A 17,828-nucleotide genomic window follows, 5' to 3' on the forward strand; every position below is an offset into this window, starting at 1 on the left:
TCAGTTTCCTCATCGCTCAATTATCCGGACGTTTGTGAAACGCCAGAAATCCGGCGGTAAATAAGGCTGCTGCATAGAGAGTCAGTATCAGTAAATCCATCCACAAAGCGGCAAAACCAACGCCTTTCAGAAAACTGCCTATCGTAATTTCAGCGTAATACATACCGGGTAAAAGATGTGCAATCACCGCGGCAATGGCCGATAACGATGGAATCGGAATAATCATTCCCGAGTACAGTACCGCTGGTACCACGGTCACGATAGCAGTCCCCACCATCGCCGCCACCTGCGTATTCACCATCACCGATACCAACAAACCAATACCCGTCGTGCAGATCACATACAGTATCGTGGAGATAAGGAAGAACAGGGGATCGCCTTTAAATGGCGCGCCAAATAACAGCAGCGCAAACCCGCTCAGTGCGCAGGCATTGACGATAGAAATACCGACATACGGCAGCAGTTTTCCGATCAGATATTCGCCACGCGATAAGGTGGAGGAATAGACGTTATAGATGGCTCCAGACTCTTTTTCTCTGACCACCCCCAGCGCGGTCAGAAATGGCGGTGATAGCATCAGAATCACCATGATTAATTTCGGTGCGACCGACCAGATGCTTTTGACTTCCTGATTGTAGAGGTAACGTGTTTCCAATTTGACCGGTTGCAAACTGCTGCGTATTTTTTCCTGACTGATACCGGTCATCGCAGAAAAATGTGCGGATAAATTTTCCACATTGATCGCCGCGTTGATTGCCGTCACATAGCCTTTGGTGGTCAAAGCGCGGAACGGAAACGTACCGTCGATCCAGGTCTGTACTTCCGCTGAGCGCCCCGCTTTCAGATTTTGTCCGAACTGCGGCGGAATCACGATCACCGCCCGCAAGGTATTATCGATGACGAGTTTTTCCACCTCTTTCTCATGTCTGGCATAACCTTGAAAAGAGAAATAACGGGAATCTGTAAAACGATGCGCATAGTCACGCGAAGTGACAGACTGATCGTAATCGACTATCGCCAGTGGAATATTTTCCACATCCAGCGACAGGCCATAACCGAACAAGAGCATCAGCAGAGACGGTACAAAAAAAGCTAATGCAAAAAACAGCCGGTCACGAACGATTTCGCGCCATTCTTTAAATGCGACCACCCGGATACGGCGCAGATTCATATTTTTTCTCCTCTGGCTTTCGCATCTTCCGCTTCAAGGCGAGTCACGATATGCACGAACACATCTTCCATCGCCAGACGTTTCGGTGACACTTTCAGCACGCCTGTATCCGCAATCACATCCGCCATCTGACGCAACGCCTGTTCATCGTCAGGCATCAGCACATGGACTCGCGAACCAAACAACGCAGCACTTGAATAACCTGCGGCCTGCAAACGATCCAAAGCCGCCTGCGCATCGCCGGTCTGAATTTCATAGAGTTTGCCAGCCTCTTTTTCCACATCGGCTTTTAACTGATCGGGGGAAGCATCGGCGACGATACGACCGGCATACATCAGCGCCAGGTGATCGCAATGTTCGGCTTCCGACATGTAATGCGTGGTCACCAGTATCGTCACGTTCTCTTCCCGCGAGAGGCGGAACAGCACATCCCAGAATGCGCGTCGCCCCATGGGATCAACGCCCGAGGTTGGTTCGTCCAGAAACAGGACTTGTGGCCGGTGTATCAGCGCGCATCCCAGCGCCAGCCGTTGCCTCAAACCCATGGGCAGACTTGCTGCCAGTGCTTTACCAAACGGGCGTAAACCAGCCATGTCGAGTATCCAATCCATGCGCGCGGCTGTTTGTTGCCGGGTCAGGCCATAGATACCAGCATATAAGCGGATGTTTTCCAGCACCGATAAATCCAGATACAGCGAAAATGCCTGCGACATATAGCCAATGCGCTCACGTATCTGGCGTCCTGCCGTGCGCATGTCGGCACCGGCAACCCGCCCTTTGCCATCGGTCTGACTCAGTATTCCCGTCAGCATTTTGATGACCGTGCTTTTCCCGGCACCATTCGCGCCCAGCAAACCAAATATCTCACCTTGCGGCACCTGAAAACTGACCTGATCAACGGCTTTAAATTCACCAAAAGTCCGACTCAGATTCACTGCTTCAATTGCCAGGCCATTGTCTGGATGTCGTTGCGCTGCGGGTTGTGCAGTAGTGTTTTTTTCGTCTTTCCCGGCCAGATCTTTTTTCCTCAGCAAAGCGATGAAAACGTCTTCCAACTCAGGTTCCAGCACCTCGGTCCGCTGCTGCGGTATGCCTTGCAGGCAAGATACGACTTCAGCTTTTGCTGACGCAGGATCTGGCTGGTCGACAAAAATCCGCATGTCTTGCCCGAGCACTTCCAACTGTGGGAACGTCTGCGTCAGCCGATGTACCGCCGCCACCTGTTGCGAAGCATCAGCGCAGACACTGCTGACGATGGAGCCTTGCGCAAGCATCCTGATCTTTTCTGGCTCACCTGATGCCAGAATTTTTCCAGCATGCATCAAAGAAACGCGATGAAAACGGCTGGCCTCATCCATGTACGCCGTCGATACCAGCGCGGTGATTCCCTTTTCCTTCAGCAAGCGCGAGAGTATGCTCCAGAATTCACGTCGGGATACTGGATCAACTCCTGTCGTTGGTTCATCCAGAATAACCAGTTTAGGTTCATGTATCAGTGTGCAGACCAGGCCCAGCTTTTGTTTCATGCCACCGGAAAGATTTTTCATCGGGCGGTCACGGAAACGCTCAAGCCGGGTACTGCGTAACAACGCTTCCTTGCGCGTACGCAGTTCTTCACGGCTCAGCAGACGCAAGCCGCCAAAGTAATCGATATTTTCTTCTACCGATAAATCGCCATATAAATTCTGTCCCAGCCCTTGCGGCATCAGACCAATGCGGTCTTTGATCTGCTCGCTGGATTTTTCGGAATTGATCAGACAGCCGAATACCCGTAAGTCACCGCCGTCATGGGCAAGCACACCGGCAACGGCTTTGAGTAAACTGCTTTTACCCGCACCATCCGGCCCTATCAGACCGTAAATTTCGCCTGCCTGTACCTGCAGACTGATGCCATCCATGGCAACGGTATCGCCATACCGTTTAGTCAGCTCGCGCGCATCCACCACCGGTGCGGACGATGCAGACGGCGCAGCAACGCTATCCGCCTCTGACTGTTGATCAGGTTTCATTGCCGCAGACAAGTTCATTTCCAGCGTGGCTTTTGCCAGGTGATATTCTCTTTCCAGCGTATAACAGCATCGGCTGGAATTCCAGGCATCAGCTTATGATCAGGATTTTTTGCAATCGCCAGTTTGACGGCATACACCAGTTTCACGCGCTCATCCGTGGTCTGCACTTCTTTAGGGGTGAATTCAGCACGTGAGGAAATATAACTGACGGTCGCTTCATAAAACTGATCCGGTTGTGCATCCGTGTAGATACGCACTGGTAAGCCCAGACGCAACTGACCGATTTTTGATTCTGGCACATAGACTTTTAAATGCAACTGATCCAGATTCACCATTTCAACGACTGCGCCACCAGGTAAAACCACTTCGCCCGGTTCCCGCAAACGCGTCAATACGATGCCGCTTGCAGGCGACTTGATCACCAGATCGCCAAGCACAGAATCGGCTTCGGCCACTGCAGCGGCCGCTCTGTCGCGTTGTGCCCGTAAGGCTTCAACTTCCTGTTGTCTGGCTTTGACTTTATCGTTTCCCAAACCTGCCTGAGATAAGCCTTGTTGCGCGCGTTTCACTGCTTCCTGTGAGGCTTTCACATCCGATTGCGCAACCTGCCATGCGAGATCAGCCTGCTCATACCGGTGACGTTCGATGACACCGCGCTCAAACAATTCTTTGTGTCTTTGTGCATCGCGCCGCGCCTGCTGTTCAACCGCGCTGGCCTTAGCGAGCGCCGCCTGTGCCTGGCTGACACCGGCATCAGCAACACTGACGCCCATCGGCACTTCCCGTTGTGCAATATCTAAATTCGCTTGTGCTGCGTTCAATTGCGCATCGGTCGCATTCAGCGCCTGCCTGGCCTGCTCAGCCTTCGCCTGAAAACTGGTGTCTTCCAGTTGCGCGACAACCGTACCAGCCGCCACGGTGTCACCTTCTCTGGTAAATATTTTACTGATGCGGCCCGGATATTTTGCGGCGGCGACGATACGATCACCTTCAATGCGGCCGCTGGCAGCGATCAGCCCTTCAGGTAGTTTCCGGCTGCTGGCAAGATAATAAAAAAATCCAACGCCAATCACGATGGCGGCAACACCCAACAATGCAGGGCCGATAAACTTACGATTTTTTTCCATCTGTATTCTCACATTGATAAAGGGGGACGCGAGGCAGAAACAAGCCAGCGTACGCTTGATGTGCACGGCGACTGCTCGCGATCAGGTGCTGAGTGAACGGTGACTGATGTGTAGCCATATCAAAGCTGTCCGGCAGCATGCTGCAATTGCAGACGCGCAAAGGCTCTGTCGTACAAGGCATTATCCCGGTTTGAGTAAGCCTGCAAACGGCGGGTTTCTGCATCCAGCACATCGCTGTTCGGCGCAAGGCCGGAGCGATAACGTTCACGCGCCAGCAGTAAGGTTTCATCGGCCTGTTCGACTGCTTTTGAAACCAGTTGCATGCGGGCGTTCGCCTCTTGCTGAGACAACCAGGACTGGCGCACCTGCAAGGCGATCTTTTCCCGGACATCAAGTTCAGCTTCGCGAACTGCCTGTGCGTTGACCGCGAGTTGTGATGCCTGATTCCGGATCAATCCGCCGTCAAACAACTCCCATTTCATCACGACGCCAACCCACCATGCTTTATCTTCGGCCAGATAGCGATTTTCCAGTTTGCTATAGCCTGCACTGACGCCGATTTGCGGCAAATGCCCGGCACGTACACTGGCAGCCTGATTTTGCAATGCCGTACTTTGCATCGTCAGTTCTTGCAATTCTTTACGCTGGGTATTGGCGGTCTGTAATAAGGTATTCAGATCACTTTCAGTAGGCGTCTGACCTGCCAGCCCTATGTCGACCAACTCCACCGTCTGATCGTATGGGCGCCCCATCCAGCGGTTGTACGCAGCACGCGACAGTTCCAGCGCATTCGCTGCCTGCAAGCCGAGTTGCTGCGCATTAGCCAGCGCCACCTGAGAAGCCAGTAAATCATGTTTAGCCACGTAGCCTTGCTGGAACAATTCCTGCACATCGCTGACATGCTTGCTCACCGCGCTGATATGGCTTTTCGCAACCTCGTTCGCGTGTTCCGCCCGCAGCACGGCGATATATGACTGCGCTATTGCCAGTTTTAACTCGCTACGGGTCAGCTTGGTGCGGGCTTCGCTGGCATCTGCCTGCGCCCGCGCGGCAGCCACCCCGGATGAAATTTTCCCGCTGGTGTACAGCGGTGCGGACACCGTCACACCACCAAAATAGGCAGAATCCTGTGCAAATGGCAGACTGGCGCCTTTCAGCATCGGCAAAGCAGGAATATTAATCTTGGCCGCAGGCTCCGACTCTGTTCTTAAATAACCAGCTTCGACAGCGAGCTTAGGCAAGTAATTCGCCTGCGCGGAGCTGAGCTGATGTTGTGCTGCCTGCTCTTTGTATTGCGCAGAGGCCAGCACATGATCACGCTTGAGAGCGATATCCCATGCCTGCTCCAGCGATTCTGCGGCATATGCCGTGCCACTCAGAGTCAACAAATGCAGGCAAAACAAACTGACGGGTAACCATAGGATTTTTCGAGGGTGACTGTTTTTTTTCACGCCGCCTTGTTTTAGCGGGCAAGTGCATAATGGCAGTCGATGAAGATTGAAAACAAAGTTTTTCATATTAGCACCAGACGTTAGTCATCGCAGTGTATTGATAATGTTGCACAATCGAATTGATTCGCATCAATTCACCCCCTTTTGAAGTTTGTGACAATCGGAACTACCGCTAAAGGAAAGTCAGATGAGTACAAATAAGCCCCTTCAGGATACGATAACATCCCTGCCTGCAAATAAGGAACATCACGACCAGATTTGTTATCTGACCGGAGAAGAAGCCCCCGTCAATCCTATGGATATGGCACTGCAAAATCACATCGCAAAACTGACAGGCGGGATTTCGCCTGCCAGTGTCAATCTGGCGTGGGCTGACTGGGCTATGCATCTGGCGACCACGCCGGGCAAACAAATGGAATTGGTCGGACTGCTGCAAAAGCAAGCCGCCGAATGGCCCGCATTTATGCGTGCAGCAACGCTCAGTCCTAACGCAGCGACACGGGCAACTAGCACGGCCGAGGCGATAAAGTACAGCGTCCCGGCCAGTACATCGGACACACGCTTTTCCCATACCGGCTGGACGCAATGGCCATTTAACGCAATGTCGAAAGCGTTTCTGCAAACACAGGATTTTTGGAATACCGCGACGACCGGTATACGTGGCGTCACGGCGCATCATGAAGACGTCGTCAACTTCATGGCCAGACAGCTATTGGATATGAGCTCACCGTCGAATATTCCTTGGGTTAATCCGGAAGTTCTGGAAGCAACGCAGCAGAGCGGCGGTAAAAATATCCTGTCCGGGTTCACGCACTGGTTGGAAGACGTTGGCGTCAGTCTGCCGACCAATGAAGATAAAGAAAACGATGAGGAGCAAGCTCCATTCAAACCGGGACGGGACGTCGCCGTCACACCGGGCAAAGTCGTGTTCCGCAACCACCTGATTGAACTGATTCAGTATTCTCCGCAAACGCCAAAGGTTTATGCAGAACCCATTTTCATTGTTCCCTCCTGGATCATGAAATATTACATTCTGGATCTGTCTCCACATAATTCCATGGTGCGCTTCCTGGTTGAGCAGGGTCATACCGTATTCATGATTTCCTGGCGTAACCCGGGTCGTGAAGACCGCGATCTCGGTATGGATGATTATCTCGACAGCGGCTTATTTGCGGCATTAAAAGAAGTTCACAGCATTTGCAAAAAGCCGTTGCACGCGGTCGGTTACTGTCTCGGTGGCACCCTGCTCGCAATCGGTGCTGCCGCGATGGCCGGGCAAAAAATTCATGGCGAAAAACCATTCGCCAGCATGGTCAGCAGCATTACTTTGCTCGCGGCACAAACCGATTTCAGCGAACCAGGCGAACTCGGATTATTTATCGATGAAAGCCAGTTAGCCATGCTGGACGCCCTGATGTGGAAACAAGGCTATCTCGATGGCAAACAAATGGCTGGTTCGTTCCAGTTACTGAATTCCCGCGATCTGATCTGGTCAAAAATCATGCGCGACTATCAATTAGGGCTGCGCAATAAGCCAAATGATCTGATGTCATGGAATGCTGATACAACCCGTATGCCCTACCGTATGCACAGCGAATACTTAAAACACCTGTTCCTGCATAATGATCTGGCAAAGGGGCATTACGAAGTGCACCAACATGCTGTCGCACTGAAAGACATACAAATACCAATGTTTGTCGTGGGAACAGTGAAAGACCATGTTTCACCTTGGCGCTCTGTTTACAAAATTCATGTACTGACGGATACCAGCATCGACTTTGTACTTGCCTCGGGCGGTCATAATGCGGGCATTGTTTCAGAGCCGGGTCATGCCCATCGCAGCTACCAATTTATGCCAAGCAAGGGACATGGCGCCAGCTATGAAGATCCTGATGTCTGGCTGAAGGAAGCTAAAACAGAACAAGGCTCGTGGTGGACTTACTGGCAGCAATGGCTGGCCAGACATTCATCGGCAACGCAAATCAAAGCTCTGCAGCCACGCAACGATGCGGATCTGGGAGCGGCACCGGGACAATATATTTTTGAAACCTGAAAACGACGGAGCCGCCGTCAGATAGTTCCCGATAAAAAAAGAGGCAGGTAAAACCTGCCTCTTTTTTCGATCAACGATCACAATTATTCGTGTACTGCCGTCATTGCTTATGCGGCATTACGTCTGAATAGATGCCTGAGCTTTTCCGCTACATTCACAACCACCAAAACAAGCGCACCGGCAACAATACCAAACAGCATATCGAGTACCGAAGGGGCTACCGCTGCGATCACACCGCCCACCAGCGGCAGATCGGCTCCGCCTTGCGCGATATTCTGTATCAGATCATGCATCGCATGAATGCCATGCGTGAGTATGCCGCCGCCAACCATGAACATGGCGATAGTGCCGATCACCGTCAGAGATTTCATCAGACGTGGCGCAAATGCCAATAAGCCATTTCCAGTCACTTGCAGCAAACTCCGCACGATGCCAGTTGCATTTCTGCGCTTCAGATATAAACCAACATCATCCAGTTTCACTATCGCGGCCACTAAACCATAAACACCGATCGTCATGATCACTGCAATCATGGCTAATACGGTCACTTGCGAGGAAAACGGAGCAGACGCTACGGTTCCCAGAGTAATGATGATGATTTCGGCACTCAGAACAAAATCCGTGCGCACAGCACCTTTGATTTTTTCTTTTTCAAACGCCATGATGCTTGCGTCATCATGGGCGACGGCCGCCAGTAACTGTTCGTGCTCGCTGCTGACTTCTTCTACACTGTGCAGATACTTATGCGCCAGCTTTTCAAATCCCTCAAAACATAAATACGCGCCACCCAGCATTAACAAAGGTGTCACCGCCCAAGGGGCGAGCGCATTAAGCAATAGCGCCAGCGGCACCAGTATCACTTTATTTTTCATAGAACCAAGCGCGACCGCCCAGACCACCGGCAATTCACGATTCGCGCGCACCCCTGCGACCTGCTCAGCATTCAGGGCAAGATCGTCTCCCAATACACCGGTAGTCTTTTTTGCGGCAATTTTGGTCATCGCCGCCACATCATCCAGCACCGTCGCAATATCATCAAACAGTGCGAGTAAACTTCCTCCGGCCATAACGCCCTTCCTCTTAAATTTAATTCAAACAACCACGGCAGTGCGGGAATTCAGTGCCACATAAATGCTGTTACCGGCAATCCGTATATGCAGCAACATCCGATCAGGTTTGGATACGCTTACGGATGCGGCTCAATGCTTCCGGCGTCACCCCCAGATAATGGGCAACATCGCGCAACTGTATGCGGGATGCAATCGCAGGATAGTTTTTTAAAAACGACTGATAACGCTCTTCCGGTGCCATCGTCAAAAGTTCACGCTCGCGCTGCTCCTTACGCACAATATGCCATTCCAGTAACTGACGTACCGCCCGCTGCCAGTCCGGATGCAGCGCGATCAGCTTATTGATTTCCGAGTAATCGACCTGCTCGATCTCGCATTGCTCAACCGCAGTCGCAAAGTAATCCGTACGCAAACCAGCCAGCAACACATTCGGGCAGGCAAAAAAGTCCGCCTCGCCGATAAACGACTTTATCCACTCCTGGCCGCCTTCACTGAGATAAGTCAGCTTCACAATGCCGGTACGGACAACATAGACGTAAGGTTGCCACTCTCCGGCACCAAAGATATTTTCACCTTTGCTGAACTGACGTAACTGATACGACGAACGTAACACGTCCCAGTCCGGCAAAGGCTTGCCAGCGGCACGTTCGAGTAAATCCATGATTTGCTGCATCTCGCCCGAGTCCTTAAACACGACCTGAGGTCGCCTTCATAATCGACTGTAAATGCGGCCAGACCAGATCAGGACTTAATTTTTGCATGCAATCATGATGTCCCAACGGGCATTCGCGCTGCTTGCAGGGGGCGCATTTGAGACGCAGAGAAAACGAATGCGCAATATCTGAAAATGGCGGTGCATGATCGGGATCTGTCGGCCCATAAATGGCCAGAGCCGGGCGATTCAGTGCCGAGGCGATATGTAAAAGTCCTGAATCGTTGCCCACCATCGCGATAGCCGTTGACATTAGTGCCACCGCATCATCCAGACAGGTTTTACCTGCCAGGTGATGCACTTGTGGACAAGCTGCCACGATCTCATCGCAGACCAATGCATCTTTAGGCGATCCCAATAACACGACTTGCGCTTGCGGATAACTGACAAGCACTAATTTCGCCAGCGTCGCAAAGTGGCTGGCTGGCCATCGTTTTGCGGAACCAAATTCCGCACCGGGGGCGAAGCAGATCACAGGCTTTTCATCGGATAAACCGGCCTTTTTCAACGCTGCGGCGCGTTGAGCAGCACTGACTGTCAGTGTTGGCCTTGGCAAGTTCAACGGCGCCTGCGGTGACGGAGAAAAAGCCAGTGCTGCATAAAACGTCACCATAGGTCGGGGATGCGCTTTGTCGTCAAAGTGCATCACATTGATCAGACCGTAACGACTTTCGCCTCTATAGCCGACACGCTTTTTTATTCCTGCCATCCAGGGCAGCAGTGCAAATTTCAGGGTATTTGGTAACACATAGGCCGCATCATAGCCACGCCTGCACAGTAAGCGGGCAAAACGCCATCGCTCACGTAATTGCAATGCGCCATGTTTAAACGGCGTCTCCAATATAGTGTCAACCTCAGTCATCGCCCGCAGAACCGGTGCCACCCATGTCGGTGCCAACACATCGATTGCATGCTGAGGATATTGCTGCCGGAGTAGTTGCAACAATGGCTGCGCCATTACTGCATCACCTATCCAGTTCGGAGCGATTACCAGTAATCGCGGCGTTGGTGGTGAAACTGATTGCATCATCGTGCTACTTGTTCCATGAAAAAGAGCTCATCATCCGGATTAAAAAAGTTCTACAGCATAGTACACAGTACTGATCGGGTTTACGCAAAACTGATGCCAGCAATACGCAAATACCTTCAGACGCTCAGAATGCTGCTGCAGCAACCGTGTATCTGGTTTAATCTGCAAATTGCAAACGATACAGGTTTGCATACACGCCGTCTCTGGTCAACAGTTCTGTATGCGTACCGGTCTCGGCAATCCGTCCGTCCACCAGCACCACAATCCGGCTCGCGCGCTCAATTGTGGAAAGCCGGTGTGCAATCACCAGTGTCGTTCGCCCTTGCATCAGTTCATCCAGTGCTTCCTGCACAGCACGCTCTGATTCGCTGTCGAGTGCAGAAGTCGCTTCATCAAGAATCAGGATAGGCGCATCTTTATAGATTGCCCGGGCAATTGCGAGACGCTGACGCTGGCCGCCAGATAAGCGATTGCCGTTATCACCGATAGTGGTGTTCAAGCCTTCCGGCAAATCACGCACGACATCATTCAGATGCGCCGCCTGCACCGCAGCAGCAATGCGCGCCGGATCGGGCTGCGGGTCACCATACGCAATATTGGCAGCGACAGTATCATCAAACAACACCACATTCTGACTCACCATCGCTATTTGCTGGCGCAGGCTGGTGAGCGAGATTGCGCTCAGTGAACGTCCATCCAGCAAAATATCGCCACTCACAGGTGTATAAAAACGCGGCACCAGATTCACCAGCGAAGTCTTGCCACCGCCCGACATGCCAACCAGCGCAATGGTTTCGCCCGGTAGTATGCTGAGGTTGATATCGTTCAACGCGCGCTGTTCTTGTCCGGGATAAGCAAAACTGGTCGCCACGAATTCCAGTTTTCCTTGCGCGCGCGCCGTCAGGTTTTCACCACTGTCTGTTTCCGGTGGAGTATCAATCAGACCAAACACCGATTCAGATGCGGCAAGCCCGCGCTGCATGGGGCCATTCAAATCCGCCAGACGTTTCAGTGGCGTCAGTAACAGCAGCATCAGAGTGAAAAATTCTGCAAAATTACCAGCTGTGGTCTGATTTGCAGCTGCCTGCGACACCGCAATCATGATCACCACGGCAACCGCGAATGCCGCCGCTAACTGCGTCAACGGTGTAGTGGAAGCCACGGCCACCGTGGTACGCATCGCATAGCCGCGGAGTTTTTCATTTTTATCTTCAAAACGCTGCTGCTCGTATTGCTGACCACCAAAAATGCGGATCACCTGATTCGCGCGGGTCGCCTCTTCTATCACTTGCGTCAGTTCATTATTCACACTCAGCTGATTCTGATTCAGCTTACGCAAGCGCTTGCTGACGCCGCGTACCAGCACCGCCATAACCGGTATCAGCACCAACGCGACGATAGTCAGTTGCCAGTTGCGCCACAATAAAGCCAGCAACAGCACCAGCACCGTCAGCGAATCGCGGAACAGCGTTGTCATTGACACCTTCAGCATTTCCACAATCTGTTGCGCTTCAAACATGATGGTGTTGATGATGCGGCTACTGGATTCTGCCTGATAAAAACTGACCGGCACGTTCAGTATGCGATCAAAAATTTTGGCGCGTAATTCGTTCAGCAATTTGGTGGAAATCCAGCTCATCAGATAGCTGGTCGTAAAGGTACACAAGCCGCGCGCCAGAAAAATACCGATAATCGCGACCGGAATTTTCCATAAAGCCATATGCGATTGTTCACCTTTAAAGCCGTGATCGAGCAGATAACCCAGCACTTTCGGAAACATGACCTCGGTCGCCGCGGTGCCCAGCATCGTCAGCAATGCCAGCAAAATCCGCGAGCGATATGCCTGTACCGATATCCATAGCCGCTGAAATACTGTGATCGTTTCTTTATTAATCAAACTCATATTTTTTATAATGTCTTATATTTTATGCGGGTTTTCAGGCATTTTTGACCTGTCAGGCGCAGCAGATATAGGGGATTGCTTTTTCATTCTGAAATATTCCCCATCAAAACTGTTCCAGCACACCTTGTGCATTCAAGCCTATCGCCACAACGCAACCGGCACCAATTGCTTCAGGCCTGATTCGCTTTATCTCTGAGCATATTCTGACGCAAACCGGCTAGTGAAATCGCCAGCAAAATCATGAATGCCAGACCGAACACCGCATCGCGCAAAATCGCATTGAACATCGCCCCTGTCATCATCGCCAAGGTTAACATGCTCAACAGCATAGCTTTGTCTTTCGTTGAATTATCTTTACTGAACGCCATTCTTCTGGCGATTCTGAACTGACTGAACCAGATCCACAGCAAGGCCGCAACGCCCGCCATGCCTAACTCTGTTGCATACAGCAAGTAGTCATTATGCGGCGTCGTCATGCCGTTGCTGCTCAAACCTTGTGAGCGCTGCCGGTAATTCGGCATCCACGATGCAATACCGTGTCCACTCCACGGTTTTTCCGCAATCATGCCTGTGGTAATCCGGTAAATCTCAGCACGCATGCCGTCATCATCTGATGATTTTTTTCCATGCGCAAAATCGTTCACTTGTTGTATTGTGCAAACGGCGCGTAATTTGGCGATCTCCCAAGGTGGCAGTTGCACCTGACTCACAACGCAACTCGCCGGACGCGGCAAGTCTGCAACATATTTCAAGCACGCTGCGATGGTGACTAACAACACCAACGGTAACAACAGGCTGCGTAAATTCCATCGTAGATTGCGCAACAAGATCAGGCCGCCCATCAGGAAAAACATCAGGCTCGCGGTGCGTGTCTTTGACAGCAACACCAAGGCCACCACCACATACAGCAACACCAGAATGCGCAACAGATAATGATTTTGTCGCAAACGCAGTTCATGCAGCATCCAGCCTGCCGCGATCGCTAACAAGACGCCGAGCAAAATGGCTTTATTACCCTGATACAAAACATAGCTGTGGAACAGCGTGTTATCCGGCAAGACATGAAAGAAATTCGCAACGAATAAGGTCGAAGCCATCACGGCACCAGCAAAAAAAACTGACACCGCTTTGCGCTGCCACTCTCCCGCATCAAGCGCCAGAAACGGCAGCAGCAACAGATAAGTCTGGTAATGCATCAGCGCGGGCCAGAACTCTTTTCCCATCTCAGGCGGTCGCTGTTGCGTCAGTGCGATGACGACACTGACTGCCGTCAGCAGCAGCACCGGCATCAACATTGGGCTCTGCCGGATGTTATCCAGTTTGCGTGATGCTTGTCCCGACAGGATCAGTGTGAGATAGAAAAAAAAGATACCGGCATACATCACACCGACCGGAAAAAACAGAGTCAGCGGCAGACACATCAGTATCTGCTCAGGCAATCGCTGACGCCAGTGTCGTTCCGGCGGCACGCTCAGATGTGCTGCTGGAATGACACTGGCGTCAGCGGTAAGGAGATTATCAGTCAGCATGAAATCAGGCGTATTCGATCGTGACATTTTTCGGAGACAACCATTCACCCAGACTCAGACGTAAATTATCGTCAGGATTCACGCGCCACTGATCGGATAAATACAATTCGGCACTCGCCTCCGCATTCTGATAGCTGATCAATACCGGGCAGCCATCCGCATTCAGATGCGGCTTCAACAATTCCTGCAGTTTTTTGGTATCGGTGCTGGCTTGTAAAGTCAGACGTAAGCCCTGAGAAAACTGCACCCTAGCCCGACCGATATCCATAACTTTTTCTGCCGAAATCCGCAAGCCACCTGAGAAGCGGTCTTCCGAGACTTTGCCCAGCACGGCCAGAAATTCATCTTCCTTAAACAAGGATTTGAACTCTTCCATGATCTCGCTGTAGACAGTGACTTCGACCACGGCCGTACTGTCATCCAGCGTCACGATCAGCAACTTGCCACGCTGCGTCATCTGAGTGCGGACACCGGTAATGATGCCGCAGATCAGGCGTAAATCACGCGAAGGCTCAACTTTCGCTAACGTCGTCTTGATGAACTGACGCACTTCCGGCGCATACGAATCGAACAAATGGCCGGATAAGTAAAAGCCCAGCGCCAGCTTTTCTTCTGTTAAACGCTTTTTGTCAGACCAGACCGGAACATCAATGTAATCTGGCGGTGGAATCAGATCATCATCGTCACCGAACAGGCTGACCTGATTTGCCGCAGCCTCTGCCTGATCCGCCGCTTCTATCGCCAGTGATACCGTCGCTAACAACACGGCACGATCTTTTCCGAGACAATCCATCGCACCAGCGCGGATCAGAGACTCTATCGTGCGGCGATTGACCTGACGTTTATCGACCCGCTTACAGAAATCAAACAAATCTTTGAAAGGGCCATCGGCGGCGCGTACCGCCATGATATTTTCTATCGCATTTTGCCCCGAGCCTTTGACCGCGCCCATGCCATAACGTATTTGCGTCGCTTTCTTGCCGGGTTCACCGACCGGCATAAAACGGTAATCCGATTGATTGATATCCGGTGGCAGCATTTTCAGCTTGCAGATATCCATCGCGTCTTCGACTAAGATTTTTACCTTGTCGGTATCATCCATTGCGAGTGACATATTGGCTGCCATAAACGCGGCCGGGTGATGGGCTTTCAGGTAAGCCGTGTGATACGACAACAGCGCATAGGCGGCAGCATGGGATTTATTAAAACCATAGCCCGCAAATTTTTCCATCAAGTCGAAAATCTCGTCGGCTTTTTCTTGCGGCAAACCGTCTTTGGCTGCACCGTCGCGGAAAATCTGGCGATGTTCTGCCATCTCTTCGGCTTTCTTTTTACCCATCGCACGACGCAGTAAATCCGCACCGCCCAACGAGTAGCCACCGACCACCTGCGCCATCTGCATCACCTGTTCCTGATACACCATGATGCCGTAGGTTTCCGACAAAATGCCCTCAGTACGCGGATCGGGATAATCAAACTTTTCACCGTGCTTACGCTTACAGAAATCAGGAATCAGATCCATAGGACCCGGGCGATACAAAGCCACCAGCGCGATAATGTCTTCAAAGCGATCGGGGCGCGCATCTTTCAACATGCCTTGCATGCCACGACTTTCCAGCTGGAATACCGCGACGGTTTTCGCTTTGGTCAGTAATTCATACGACGCCCTGTCATCCAGCGGCAATTTCGCCAAATCAAACTCCGCCATCGACGGATCCAGCATTTTGATATAGCGTACGGCACGATCAAGAATCGTCAGTGTCGTCAAACCCAAAAAGTCGAACTTCACCAGACCGACGGCTTCGACGTCATCTTTATCGTATTGCGAGACCACGCCAGAATCACCGCCCTGCGTATAGAGCGGGCAGAAATCCGTCAGCTTGCCCGGTGCGATCAACACGCCACCGGCATGCATACCGATATTGCGGGTAATGCCTTCAACTTGCTGCGCCAGATCGAGCAAAGTTTTGACTTCCTCTTCGTTTTCCTGACGCTCGGCTAGCAAAGGTTCTTCGACAATCGCCTCAGCAATCGTCACCTGCTTACCGGGTTTGAATGGAATCAGTTTGGAAACGCCATCGCAAAACATATAGCCAAAATCCAGTACGCGCCCCACGTCACGAATCGCACCTTTGGCCGCCATCGTTCCGAAGGTGGCGATCTGCGACACCGCTTCCTTGCCATAGCGATCTTTCACGTATTGAATAACGCGGTCACGGCCTTCCTGACAGAAGTCAATATCAAAGTCGGGCATGGATACCCGCTCTGGATTTAAGAAACGTTCAAACAGCAAGTTGTATTGCAAAGGATCGAGATCAGTAATCAGCAGTGAATATGCGACCAGTGAGCCTGCACCGGAACCACGACCCGGGCCGACGGGTACGCCATTATTTTTTGCCCATTGAATAAAGTCAGCAACAATCAGGAAGTAACCGGGAAACCCCATCTTGATAATGGTGTCGGTTTCAAACTTCAAACGCGCTTCATAACGGGCGCGCTCTTTCTCACGTTTCTCTTCGTTCGGAAACAGATGCTGCAGACGGAATTCCAGCCCGCGCTTCGCCTCATGGACCAGAAACTCATTGATATCCATACCATCAGGGGTAGGAAAATCAGGTAACTTAGGTTTACCGAGTTCCAGCGTCAAATTGCAGCGTTTGGCAATTTCTACGGAATTTTGCAAAACCGCCGGCATATCGGCAAACAGCGCCTGCATTTCTGCCTGCGTCTTAAAGCATTGCTGGTCGTTGAAGCGACGCACACGCTTACCATTTGCGAGCATGTCGCCTTCTGAGATACAGACCCGCGCTTCGTGCGCCATGTAGTCGTCTTTACTCAGGAATTGCACCGGATGCGTCGCCACCACCGGCAGACGTAATTTCTTTGCCAGCGCCACCGCGTGCCGCACATGATTTTCCATGTTGGCCTGGCCTGCACGTTGAATTTCGATATAGAAATGGTCAGGAAAAATACTTTCCCAACGGCGCGCATGCTCTTCTGCCAATACCAGATTGCCATTATCAATCGCCACGCCGACATCGCCAAAATGCGCACCGGATAAGGCGATCAAGCCGCCGCCTTCGCCCTGCTCATGCAATTTCTGCAACCACTCAAAGCGTATCTCCGCCCTGCCTTTGTATTGATTCGTCAGCCAGGCTTGCGCTAACAATTCACAAAGTTGCAAATAACCCTTGCGATTTTTGACCAACAACATCAAACGTGATGGTTTTTCACGGTCGGTTTCATTGGTAATCCAGGCATCACAGCCAGCAATCGGTTTAATCCCCTTGCCCCGGGCGGCTTTATAAAATTTAACCATGGCAAATAAATTTGCCAGATCGGTAATCGCCATTGCTGGCTGCATGTCTTTGGCTGCAGCCTTAATCACGTCATCAATACGCACCAGACCATCCACAATCGAATATTCAGAGTGGATACGTAAATGGACAAATTTTGGATCGGACGGCGCAGCGGATGTTGCTTGAGCGTTCGCTTCTGGAGAAAGTGTTAATTCTGTAGTCATCCCGCTATTCTACCGCGAGCCCAGTTCTGCACATCAACTTTACGCACGACAAATAAGGATCAGAATGCATATGTTTATGACGAAACCATAACCGATCAGACACTTTTTTGTCGAAGAAGCAAAGAATTTTTCCCACAAGAAAGACCATCGCAGAGTTTTACGAAAAAACACCGGCAGATTACCCGCAAAGTTGCATTGGTACGACAGCGGCACGTAAGTGCTGTGTTAAGCTCAAATCAAGTATTGACGC

Annotated in this window: 10 protein-coding genes and 2 pseudogenes; 1 reads left to right on the forward strand and 11 read right to left on the reverse strand. The window is 51.4% G+C overall.

Going from position 1 to position 17,828, the window contains the following annotated elements:
• Positions 1-16 precede the first annotated feature (16 nt).
• The 5 genes and pseudogenes from Undi14_RS11265 to Undi14_RS11280 all read right to left on the reverse strand — a co-directional run bounded on the left by Undi14_RS11265 (position 17) and on the right by Undi14_RS11280 (position 5,758).
• On the reverse strand, positions 17-1,171 hold the full coding sequence (locus Undi14_RS11265) for an ABC transporter permease (RefSeq protein ID WP_186885074.1): 1,155 nt from the start codon (positions 1,169-1,171) through the stop codon (positions 17-19).
• A pseudogene (locus Undi14_RS18515) lies at positions 1,168-2,121 on the reverse strand (ABC transporter ATP-binding protein); the annotation flags it as partial. The gene Undi14_RS11265 and the pseudogene Undi14_RS18515, both read right to left, overlap by 4 nt.
• Positions 2,122-2,547: 426 nt before the next feature.
• A pseudogene (locus Undi14_RS18520) lies at positions 2,548-3,198 on the reverse strand (ABC transporter ATP-binding protein); the annotation flags it as partial.
• Positions 3,195-4,307: an HlyD family secretion protein gene (locus Undi14_RS11275; protein WP_200180248.1), complete on the reverse strand. Its 1,113-nt coding sequence runs from the start codon at positions 4,305-4,307 to the stop codon at positions 3,195-3,197. The pseudogene Undi14_RS18520 and the gene Undi14_RS11275, both read right to left, overlap by 4 nt.
• A gap of 119 nt (positions 4,308-4,426) precedes the next feature.
• Positions 4,427-5,758, reverse strand: a complete 1,332-nt coding sequence (locus Undi14_RS11280; protein WP_200180249.1) for a TolC family protein — start codon at positions 5,756-5,758, stop codon at positions 4,427-4,429.
• Positions 5,759-5,945: 187 nt separating this feature from the next.
• Between Undi14_RS11280 and Undi14_RS11285 the strand changes: the two genes are divergently transcribed.
• Entirely contained in the window at positions 5,946-7,811 is a 1,866-nt protein-coding gene (locus Undi14_RS11285; protein ID WP_200180250.1) for an alpha/beta hydrolase, read from the forward strand.
• 107 nt (positions 7,812-7,918) lie between these two features.
• On the opposite strand, the gene Undi14_RS11290 is transcribed toward Undi14_RS11285, so the two are convergent.
• From Undi14_RS11290 to dnaE, 6 genes are all read right to left on the reverse strand, one after another.
• Positions 7,919-8,878, reverse strand: coding sequence for a DUF808 domain-containing protein (locus Undi14_RS11290; RefSeq protein ID WP_190479839.1), 960 nt, complete (start codon positions 8,876-8,878; stop codon positions 7,919-7,921).
• Positions 8,879-8,981: 103 nt separating this feature from the next.
• Positions 8,982-9,575: a Crp/Fnr family transcriptional regulator gene (locus tag Undi14_RS11295; RefSeq protein WP_200180251.1), complete on the reverse strand. Its 594-nt coding sequence runs from the start codon at positions 9,573-9,575 to the stop codon at positions 8,982-8,984.
• Positions 9,568-10,623 (reverse strand): lipopolysaccharide heptosyltransferase II, encoded by a 1,056-nt coding sequence (gene waaF / locus Undi14_RS11300; RefSeq protein WP_200180252.1) that lies wholly within the window; start codon positions 10,621-10,623, stop codon positions 9,568-9,570. Before waaF ends, Undi14_RS11295 begins: the two co-directional genes overlap by 8 nt.
• Before the next feature lie 157 nt (positions 10,624-10,780).
• Positions 10,781-12,526, reverse strand: coding sequence for a lipid A export permease/ATP-binding protein MsbA (msbA, locus tag Undi14_RS11305; RefSeq protein WP_200180253.1), 1,746 nt, complete (start codon positions 12,524-12,526; stop codon positions 10,781-10,783).
• Between the two features lie 170 nt (positions 12,527-12,696).
• Positions 12,697-14,082, reverse strand: coding sequence for an O-antigen ligase (locus tag Undi14_RS11310; RefSeq protein WP_200180254.1), 1,386 nt, complete (start codon positions 14,080-14,082; stop codon positions 12,697-12,699).
• Complete coding sequence (gene dnaE, locus Undi14_RS11315; RefSeq protein ID WP_200180256.1) at positions 14,060-17,578, reverse strand: DNA polymerase III subunit alpha; 3,519 nt, start codon at positions 17,576-17,578, stop codon at positions 14,060-14,062. The genes Undi14_RS11310 and dnaE overlap by 23 nt, the downstream gene beginning before the upstream one ends.
• Between the last annotated feature and the right edge of the window lie 250 nt (positions 17,579-17,828).

This window comes from Undibacterium sp. 14-3-2 (genome assembly GCF_016595265.1).
Taxonomy (GTDB): domain Bacteria; phylum Pseudomonadota; class Gammaproteobacteria; order Burkholderiales; family Burkholderiaceae_D; genus Undibacterium; species Undibacterium aquatile.

Bases quoted from the DNA above. Each gene is read 5' to 3' on its own strand.
- Undi14_RS11265 (WP_186885074.1), bottom strand. From the start codon at position 1,171: ATGAATCTGCGCCGTATCCGGGTGGTCGCATTTAAAGAATGGCGCGAA.
- Undi14_RS11275 (WP_200180248.1), bottom strand. From the start codon at position 4,307: ATGGAAAAAAATCGTAAGTTTATCGGCCCTGCATTGTTGGGTGTTGCC.
- Undi14_RS11285 (WP_200180250.1), top strand. From the start codon at position 5,946: ATGAGTACAAATAAGCCCCTTCAGGATACGATAACATCCCTGCCTGCA.
- Undi14_RS11290 (WP_190479839.1), bottom strand. From the start codon at position 8,878: ATGGCCGGAGGAAGTTTACTCGCACTGTTTGATGATATTGCGACGGTG.
- waaF (WP_200180252.1), bottom strand. From the start codon at position 10,623: ATGATGCAATCAGTTTCACCACCAACGCCGCGATTACTGGTAATCGCT.
- msbA (WP_200180253.1), bottom strand. From the start codon at position 12,526: ATGAGTTTGATTAATAAAGAAACGATCACAGTATTTCAGCGGCTATGG.
- Undi14_RS11310 (WP_200180254.1), bottom strand. From the start codon at position 14,082: ATGTCACGATCGAATACGCCTGATTTCATGCTGACTGATAATCTCCTT.
- dnaE (WP_200180256.1), bottom strand. From the start codon at position 17,578: ATGACTACAGAATTAACACTTTCTCCAGAAGCGAACGCTCAAGCAACA.